The organism is Dysosmobacter sp. (assembly GCF_052306735.1).
Classification (GTDB): domain Bacteria; phylum Bacillota; class Clostridia; order Oscillospirales; family Oscillospiraceae; genus Oscillibacter.
Genome location: NZ_DAWBAJ010000066.1, coordinates 1 through 7,977 on the forward strand (window position 1 = coordinate 1; position 7,977 = coordinate 7,977).

General features: G+C 61.6%; 8 protein-coding genes. 1 reads left to right on the top strand and 7 read right to left on the bottom strand.

Annotation, left to right across the window (positions count from 1 at the left end; translation table 11 throughout):
- Positions 1-641: amidohydrolase family protein (locus ACT67G_RS11305; RefSeq protein WP_443664302.1), on the bottom strand; the 641-nt coding region annotated here is incomplete at its 3' end.
- 221 nt (positions 642-862) lie between these two features.
- Between ACT67G_RS11305 and ACT67G_RS11310 the strand changes: the two genes are divergently transcribed.
- Complete coding sequence (locus ACT67G_RS11310; protein WP_443664303.1) at positions 863-2,167, top strand: hypothetical protein; 1,305 nt, start codon at positions 863-865, stop codon at positions 2,165-2,167.
- 51 nt (positions 2,168-2,218) lie between these two features.
- On the opposite strand, the gene ACT67G_RS11315 is transcribed toward ACT67G_RS11310, so the two are convergent.
- The 6 genes from ACT67G_RS11315 to ACT67G_RS11340 all read right to left on the bottom strand — a co-directional run.
- On the bottom strand, positions 2,219-3,820 hold the full coding sequence (locus ACT67G_RS11315) for a hypothetical protein (protein ID WP_443664304.1): 1,602 nt from the start codon (positions 3,818-3,820) through the stop codon (positions 2,219-2,221).
- Positions 3,817-4,377 carry an RNA polymerase sigma factor gene (locus ACT67G_RS11320; protein ID WP_443664305.1) on the bottom strand — a complete coding sequence of 187 codons (561 nt, stop codon included), beginning with the start codon at positions 4,375-4,377 and terminating at the stop codon, positions 3,817-3,819. Before ACT67G_RS11320 ends, ACT67G_RS11315 begins: the two co-directional genes overlap by 4 nt.
- Positions 4,378-4,497: 120 nt before the next feature.
- Positions 4,498-6,000 (bottom strand): glycine betaine ABC transporter substrate-binding protein, encoded by a 1,503-nt coding sequence (locus ACT67G_RS11325; RefSeq protein WP_443664306.1) that lies wholly within the window; start codon positions 5,998-6,000, stop codon positions 4,498-4,500.
- On the bottom strand, positions 5,997-6,653 hold the full coding sequence (locus tag ACT67G_RS11330; protein WP_443664307.1) for an ABC transporter permease: 657 nt from the start codon (positions 6,651-6,653) through the stop codon (positions 5,997-5,999). Before ACT67G_RS11330 ends, ACT67G_RS11325 begins: the two co-directional genes overlap by 4 nt.
- Positions 6,650-7,762, bottom strand: coding sequence for a betaine/proline/choline family ABC transporter ATP-binding protein (locus tag ACT67G_RS11335; protein ID WP_443664308.1), 1,113 nt, complete (start codon positions 7,760-7,762; stop codon positions 6,650-6,652). The genes ACT67G_RS11330 and ACT67G_RS11335 overlap by 4 nt, the downstream gene beginning before the upstream one ends.
- A gap of 9 nt (positions 7,763-7,771) precedes the next feature.
- A partial coding sequence (locus ACT67G_RS11340; RefSeq protein ID WP_443664309.1) for a cation:proton antiporter regulatory subunit occupies positions 7,772-7,977 on the bottom strand: 206 nt, incomplete at its 5' end.

Consider the following 7,977-nt stretch of genomic DNA (forward strand, 5'->3'; position numbering starts at 1 on the left):
AGGTCCGGGGCGTGGCCGTCGATCTTCTTGTGATGGGCCTGAGCCGCCACGATCTTCTCCACCGGCTGGTCGTCTCCTGCGATGATGCCCACAAAGTTCATCATCTCCGCCAGACCCTGGACTCTGGGGTGGTCGTAGAAGGAGTCGATGGCCCGGTAGTCCAGAATGGCGCCGGACTCATCCAGAGGGGTGGCGGGGACGCAGGAGGGCAGCATGAACCGCACGTCTACCGGCAGTCCCTCGGTGGCCTGGAGCATGTACTCGATGCCGTCGGCACCCATGACGTTGGCGATCTCGTGGGGATCCGTTACAACGGTGGTGGTGCCGTGAGGCAGCACCGCCTTGACGAACTCCTTGGGGCTCACCAGAGAACTCTCCAGATGGATGTGAGCGTCCAGAAAGCCCGGCAGGACGATCTTGCCGGTCATATCGACTTCTTCGTTGCCGGAATACTCTCCCATACCTACAATGAGGCCTTCCGCCACAGCGATATCGGCAGTGCAGAGGGAGTTGGAAAATACATTGACGTAGGTGGCGTTTTTCAGCACCAGATCCGCCGGTTCCCGTCCGGCGGCGGCATTGATGATGCGCCGCTTTTTCAGCAGCTTCCGGTTGATCTTGCCCGCATAACTCTCAGACATAGAACCACTCCTTCTGTTAAAATTTAAGACATCAAATTTGTTTATGGAAACCATAAATCAAACTGATGCCTCCTGATGTTAGTGCAAGTATACGCCAAACTCCCGCGTTTGTCCACAGAATCGGGAAGAAAATTTTCCGCTTCCTTGAGGGGAGAGAAGATTTGTGATATGATGGCGGTAAATAAGAGCCTGTAAGGCATTGGAGAGAGGCGGCGGTAAAGATGAAGAGATTTGCCGGAGTGCTGCTGGCGGCGGTGCTGCTGACGCTGCCGGTCCGGGCGCTGGAGCCGGAGATCCAGCCTGTGACGGAAGGTGGATATACCTATTATGCCATTGACGCCGACGGGAAGCTCTATGCCTGGGGAGACAGCTTTCACGGAGAGGTGGGACCCACGGATCAGGATCCCCTGCCCAGGGAGGAGGCCAATCTTCTGCTGGAGAATGCCCGCTATGTGGCGGCGGGGTTCGTCATGGCTGCCGCCATTGATACGGACGGTGTCCTCTGGGGCTGGGGCGGTCATGCGGGCCGGACCTTCGGAGAGGGGGAGCCCTACCGCCTTCTGGAGAATGTGGCGGCAGTCTCCATAGGCGATACCAACTGCACAGCGCTGTGTACCGACGGCACCGTATGGGTCTGGGGAGCCCGGTTCGGGGAATCGATGGAGGCACACCGGGACGATCCCTTTTTCCGGCCCGTACAGGTGCTGGACCATGTAGCCCAGCTGGAGGGGGATATGGCGGTGCTGGAGGACGGGACGCTGATCCATTTCGGGTTCGACGGAGATACCCTCTCAACACGGCCGCTCATGGAACATGTGGCGGATGTGCGGAGTTGGAGCGGCTTTGGGGACCGGGCGTATCTCCTGGTGCAGGGGGAGGACGGCAGCCTCTGGCGGGTGCCTCGTGTGACAGCCGAAGCGGGGTATTTCCTGGGGCAGCCGGAGAAGTTCCTGGAGCAGGTGGACTGGTTCACGCCCAGCTTGGCGGTGACGGCGGACGGCACCCTCTGGGCCTGGGGACAGTTCCGCCCCGCCATCTTGCGGGAGGGGAAGGTGGACTCGTCGGACCCGCTGGTCTGCACATCGGCCCTGGAGACGGAGTGTGAAAATGAGGTTGTAAAGATTACAGAAGGGGTGGCCATTGCCGCGGCCTGTTCGGACCGGGTGATGGCGGTGATGGAGGATGGATCTTGCTGGCAGCTGCCGCTGGCCTACAGACTGCTGGATTGGCAGGAGAACCAGGACCAGACGCCCAACCGGCCGGAAAAGATTCTGGATCAGGCGCTGCTGCCAAACGATCCCCCGGCATGGGCGGCGGAAGCTCCGGCCCCCACAGTGGTGGCCTCCGCCTCCCTTGCTGCCTTGGAGGATGCGGAGAGCGCTGCACCCCAGACGGAACAAACGGAGGCTTCACCTGAACCGGTTCCCGATACCGCTCCGGAATCCCCTCTTGCCGGAGCCTGGCTCCCGGCGACTGCGGCAGCGGCCCTGGCTGTCATTGCCTGGCTGCGGGGCCGGAAGCACTGACATAAATGGAAAGAGTGCCTGCGGCTTGCAAGCCGCAGGCGCTCTTTTTCCTTATTCCACGGGACGTACTGTGAGATGGTAGTACGCCTGGCTCAGGTCCAGAGAGACCGCATCGCCCTCCGGTACAAGGCCGAAATCGTCCTCCCAAATCTCCACACCGCTGCCGTTCACCAGGGCGGCAGTTTGGGAGGAGAAGTCCAGGTTGGATCCGGCGGTGGTCAGAACCCCGAAGTCCTGGAGCCCCTCCCGTCCGGTGCCGGAGCCCGCAAAGTCATAGCTGGGCTCCTTCCAGAAGGTGACGGAGAGCTCCGTGCTGCCTCCTGCCGGGATCGTCACCGGTACCGCCAGATACAATACCCGGTCCATAAACAGCGCTTCGTTCAGCAGGTCGTCCAGCCGTCCGTCGGTATAGCGGTCCATGGGGGCATCAGACAGGGGGCCGTATTCCGTCAGCAGCTCCGCCGCCGCCTTCACATGGAGCTCCAGGGGCAGCTGGGAGAGTTCCGGCCACTGGGTTTGGTCCGTGTACTGTGCCAGCTCTGTCCGGCACAGCTCCTGCAGCACGTCTTCCAGGGTGGTTTCCTGCCGGGTGACGGTGCAGGTCACGCCATCGATGGCGGTCTCGCAGGCGCCGTTGGAGTAGCCCTGAAGGGTATAGCTGCTGATATCTTCTCCCAGAACCACCAGCACTTTTAGGTTCGATTCCTTCCGGATGCCGTCCGGAACAAAATAGTCGTACCGCCGCCATCCGGTTTGTGCATCCAGGGACAAGCCGTTGAACCCATAGCTGAGAATGGTGGAGGTGCTTTCGTCAATGGTGAATTCCACCGCCTGGGTAGCGGCTCTGTATGTCTCGTGGGGGGCGGAGAAGTCGGAAAAGCGGTATACGATCACTGGTGTGGAGAGGTCCGGCCCATCTCCCAGAGCGTCTGTGAGATAGCCTTCATCCGACACCAGGGCGGCGTAATCCTCCCAGCTGTACGGTCCCGCCAGATTGTGGGTGGAGCCGTCGCGGTCGTTTTCATCGCCGAAGGTGCCCGCGTAGCTGCTGCCGTAGAGGATGGCCTCCGCCGGGCTGCCGTTGACCGTCAGTTGCGGTGCCATGGAACCGAGGCTTGCGAAGCTGCCGGTGACGGGATACAGAGCCGTGACGGTCACGTCGGCCTCCGTGGGATTGGTCAGCACGTAGTGGTCGGTCACTTGGGCGCCCCACTGCCGGGGAGAACCGTCGTCATCGGTGCCGGGGGTGAAGTCGAAGGTAAGCGCCCGCTCCGCTGTAAGCCCCGTGTCGCTTTCCAGCGTGGTGAGGGGCAGCACCGGCCCGGCATAGGATAAAAAGTTCGGTGCTGAGCCGCCAGAGGAATTACTCTCCGCTTCCTCGGATGTGGCGCTCCCCGCATCAGCGCTGTCTCCAGCGGTTTCCGGTGCGGCGGTTTCGGCGTAGGAACCCATGCCCCGGAAGCCGCCGGTCACCAGGTAGAAAAAGCCGAAGGTACACACCAGCACGCAGCAGGCGGCCACCGCCGTGCCCCGCAGCCAGGGCATCCGGCGGGTGAGAGGCGGCTTTTTGGCGGCGGGCGCATAAGTCCAGGCCTCGTCAATGAGGTCCTCGTCAATGAGTCCCAGCACCTGAAAAAGGCGCTGTGCTTTCATAGGGCCACCCCCTCTTCTTCCAGATAGGCTCTGAGTTTTCCCCGGGTGCGGAAGAGGGAGGACTTCACCTTCCCACCGCTGCACCCCAGGCCCGCGGCAATGGCCTCCAGGCTCTCCCCGTACCAGTAGCGCCGCAGGAAGATCACCCGGCTCTCCTGGGGCAGGGTGCGCAAAAAGGCGCTGATGAGGTCCGCCAGAGCCTGGTCCTCCAGGTGCTGCTCCGTCCGGTGGGGGGAGGGGACACAGCTCTCCAGCTCCCCCAGCAGCAGCGCTGTCTCATCGCCGCCCCGCTTCTGGGCCCGCTCCTGGTTCCAGCGGTCCAGACTCAGGTTCCGGGTGATGCGCCCCAGCCAGGCCCGAAAGGCACTGGGCCTGGCGGGGGGAATAGCGTTCCAGGTGCGAAGGTACGTGTCGTTGACGCATTCCTCGGCGTCGCCGTGGCTTTTCAGGATGTTCCAGGCGATGCGCCAGAGAAAGGAGCCGTATTTGCCGGAGGTCTCCGCAATGGCCCGCTCCGACCGGTCCCAGTATAGCTGGATGATGTCGCTGTCTTCCATGGGAACCGCCTCCTCTCATAGTTCTCTCTTCACGGATCAAGACGGGAAAAAGCACCGGAGGTTTCGCAAAAGAAAAAGGTTTCCGGGGGAAATTCCCCCGGAAACCATGGTAGCATTCTTTTACGCGCTCAGCAATCCCTGGCTCACCAGGAACTCCTGGGCCACCTCGTCCACAGTGCGGCCCAGCACGTCCACCTGGTAGGTCAGCTCCGCCATCTGGTCGGTGGAGATCTTTCCGGTGAGCTGTTCCAAAATGCCCTCCAGCTCCGGATACTGCTCCAGAATGTCTCCCCGCACCACGAAAATGCCGAAGTAGTCGGGGAAGAAGCTCTTGTCGTCATCCAGGACCTTCAATCCCACCTTGCGGTTAAGGCCGTCGGTAGTGTAGACCACCGCCACGTCGAAGCTCCCATTTTCAATGGCGGCATACTTGAGGCCCATGTCCACAGGGTTGTAGTCCTTGAAGTTCAGCCCGTAATATTCCACGAAGGGGTTGTACTTCATGCTGCCTTCCAGGGTAAAGAACTCCTGTTCGGCGCCGAAGGTCAGCTGATCCGCAATGGGAATGAGGTCGCTGATGGTCTCCAGATCATATTCCTCCGCCAACGCCTCCGGCACGCCGATGGCGTAGGTGTTCTCAAAGCCCAGCTTTCCCAGCACATGGAGGTCGTAGTCCTCCAGGGCCTTTTCCTTGACATAGTCGTAGATGGTCATGCCCTCCGGCACGTCCGGGGTGTCCTGGTGGAAGAAGGTGGTCAGCAAGGTGCCGTCGTAGGAGATCATGAGGTCGCAGGTGTGGCCGTCGTCCTTCAGGGCGTTCCAGTTGTTCACCTGGGACATCTGGTCCTGGATGGTGACGGTGAGATCTGTCTGGTCCTCTACCAGCATCTTCACCATGTGGTGCATCAGCTGGGTCTCGGAGTAGTCGCCGTCATAGAGCATGATGTCGCCGGTAGAGCCCCGGCCATAGGGCAGCAGCAGGCAGAAAGCCACCAGAATGGCCGCCACGGGGATCCACATCTTCTTGGAACCGCCCCGGGACTTGCGCATCTGCCCTTCAAACCAGCTCATGATGAGATCCAGCACCACGGCGATGACCATGAGGACGCCGGTAGCTGCGGCGATCATGCCCATGTCGGAGATACGGATGGCCTGGGTGATGACACCGCCCAAGCCTCCGCCGCCTACAAAAGCTGCGAACACGGCGGTGCCGATGGCGTTCACCACGGCGATGCGGATGCCGGTGAAGACCGTGGGGAAGGCCAGGGGAAACTCCACCATCAAGATCCGGTAGGGCTTGCTCATGCCCATGCCCCGGGCCGCTTCCTTGACGCCGGGATCCACCTCCTGGAGGCCCAGGCAGGTGTTGCGGACGATGGGCAGCAGGGAATAGAGGGTGATGCCGATGATGACCGTCAGCTTGCCGGGATCCAGCACCACCATGATGATGCCCAAAAGGGCCAGGGAGGGGATGGTCTGCAGCAGGTCCACGACCCGGAGGATCACCGGCCGGGCCCGGCGGGACACATAGGCCCAGATGCCCAAAGGAAGTCCCACGGCGATGGACAAAATGCTGGCAGCCAGTACGATGAAGAGGTGTTCAAAGATAACGTCCCAGCTCATTTGCCCACCTCCTTCTGCAGCCCTCTGGGTGTGACCTTCTTTTGCAGCAGGTCGATGACGGCGCCGAAGAGGATGGCCAGAATGGCCGCCGGGATGGCGCCCAGCAAAATCAGGGTGTTGTTATTGGAGGAGGTGCCCCGGTAGACGAAGTTGCCCAGTCCCCCCAGTCCGATCATGGAGGCCAGCACCGCCCAGGAGACGGTGTAGATGGCGGCCATGCGGAGACCGGCCACGATAGTGGGCATGGCCAGGGGCAGCTCCACCTTCACCAGCGCCTGCAAAGAGGACATGCCGCAGCCTTTGGCAGCCTCGATGTACTTGCCTTCCACGCCCAGGATGCCGGTGTAGGTATTTTTCAGCACCGGGAACATGGCGTAGACGCTCAGGGCCACGATGACGGTGGGATAGATGTTGCCCCACCAGATGAAAAGCACGCCGATGAACACCAGGCCGGGAATGGTCTGGAAAATGGAGAGGACCGGGATGATTACCCCGGAGAGCCGGCGGGGGATCCGGGAGAGCAGAATGCCCGCCAGCAGTCCCACCACAAAGCCGATGGCCACCGAGATGAGCACGTAGACGGTGTGCTGCCCGATGGCTGTCACCAGCTCGGCGCCGTAGTCCCGGAAGAGGGTGCGCAAAGTCTCCATCATTTGGCATCCCCCCAGAGGTTCTCCGCCACAGAGCGGGCAACGCTGGTCTTGGTGACGATGCCGGCGATGGTGTCGTCCTCGTTGAGGACTACCACGTAGTTGGCGCCGGAGTCCAGCAGATAGTCAAAGCTCTCCTTGGCCTCGTCGCCCACCCGGGCGGTCCGGGCGGTCTGGCGCACCAGGGGTTCGATGGTGGTGAGCTCCCGGCCCCAGTGGCGGATGTCGCCGATGGTGACGGTGCCGGCGTAGCGGCCCGCCTCGTCGGTGACCAGGAGGGTATCCACGCTGCCCCGGGCCATGCGCTCGGCGCACTCCAGCACGCCACGGTCCCGCTTGACGGTGAGAATGTTGGTGCGCATGAAGTGCTCCACCTTGGAGGGGGCGGAGGATTCGGGAGTGTGCTTGCCCAGGAAGTTGCGCACCAGGTCGTTGGCAGGGTGCTCCAGCATCTCCTCGGGGGAGGCCATCTGCACCACTTGTCCGCTTTCCATGAAGATGATGGTGTCCGCCAGTTTCAGCGCCTCACCCATGTCGTGGCTGACGAAGACGATGGTCTTGCCCAGCTTTTGCTGGATGTTCTTCACCTCGTCCTGGAGGGTCTCCCGGGTCATGGGATCCAGGGCGGAGAAGGGCTCATCCATCAGCACGATGGGGGGAGAGGCCGCCAGGGCACGCAGCACGCCGATGCGCTGCTGCTGGCCGCCGGAGAGCTCGGAGGGATACTTGCCCGCCTGGCTTTCCATGCCCACCATCTTCAGAAGATTCTGTACGATATCCTCCTGCTTTTTCTTGTCGTACTTCAAAAGCCGGGGCACCACGCAGATGTTCTGGGCCACGGTCATGTTGGGGAACAGGCCGATCTGCTGGATCACATAGCCGATGTGGCGGCGCAGCTCCACCTTGTCCTGGGAGTGGATGTCCTTGCCGTCAATGGAGATGGTGCCGGAGTCGATATCGATGAGGCGGTTGATGGTCTTCAGGGTGGTGGTCTTTCCGCAGCCGGAGGGACCGATGAGAACCACAAACTGCCCGTCAGGAATGGTAAAGTTCAGGTCTTTGAGGATCGGGGTCTTACCGTAGGTCTTGCACACATGTTCAAACTGGATCATGTCCTTGGTTCACTCCTTTGCGTGTATCAGATGATGGGCGGCTTCCGCGGCGGCAGGGCTGCCCACCAGTACGATGACGTCTCCGGCATACAGCTCTGCGTAAGGGCCCGGGGAGAGGATCACGGTCTGGCCCCGGCGGATGGCCACGATGGTGCCTCCGGTGGACTGCCAGAATTTCAGCTCCCCGATGTTCTTGCCGATGAGAGGAGAGTCCT

Excerpts from the sequence above, each read along its gene's own strand:
- ACT67G_RS11310 (WP_443664303.1), top strand. The coding sequence starts at position 863 with ATGAAGAGATTTGCCGGAGTGCTGCTGGCGGCGGTGCTGCTGACGCTG.
- ACT67G_RS11315 (WP_443664304.1), bottom strand. The coding sequence starts at position 3,820 with ATGAAAGCACAGCGCCTTTTTCAGGTGCTGGGACTCATTGACGAGGAC.
- ACT67G_RS11320 (WP_443664305.1), bottom strand. The coding sequence starts at position 4,377 with ATGGAAGACAGCGACATCATCCAGCTATACTGGGACCGGTCGGAGCGG.
- ACT67G_RS11325 (WP_443664306.1), bottom strand. The coding sequence starts at position 6,000 with ATGAGCTGGGACGTTATCTTTGAACACCTCTTCATCGTACTGGCTGCC.
- ACT67G_RS11330 (WP_443664307.1), bottom strand. The coding sequence starts at position 6,653 with ATGATGGAGACTTTGCGCACCCTCTTCCGGGACTACGGCGCCGAGCTG.
- ACT67G_RS11335 (WP_443664308.1), bottom strand. The coding sequence starts at position 7,762 with ATGATCCAGTTTGAACATGTGTGCAAGACCTACGGTAAGACCCCGATC.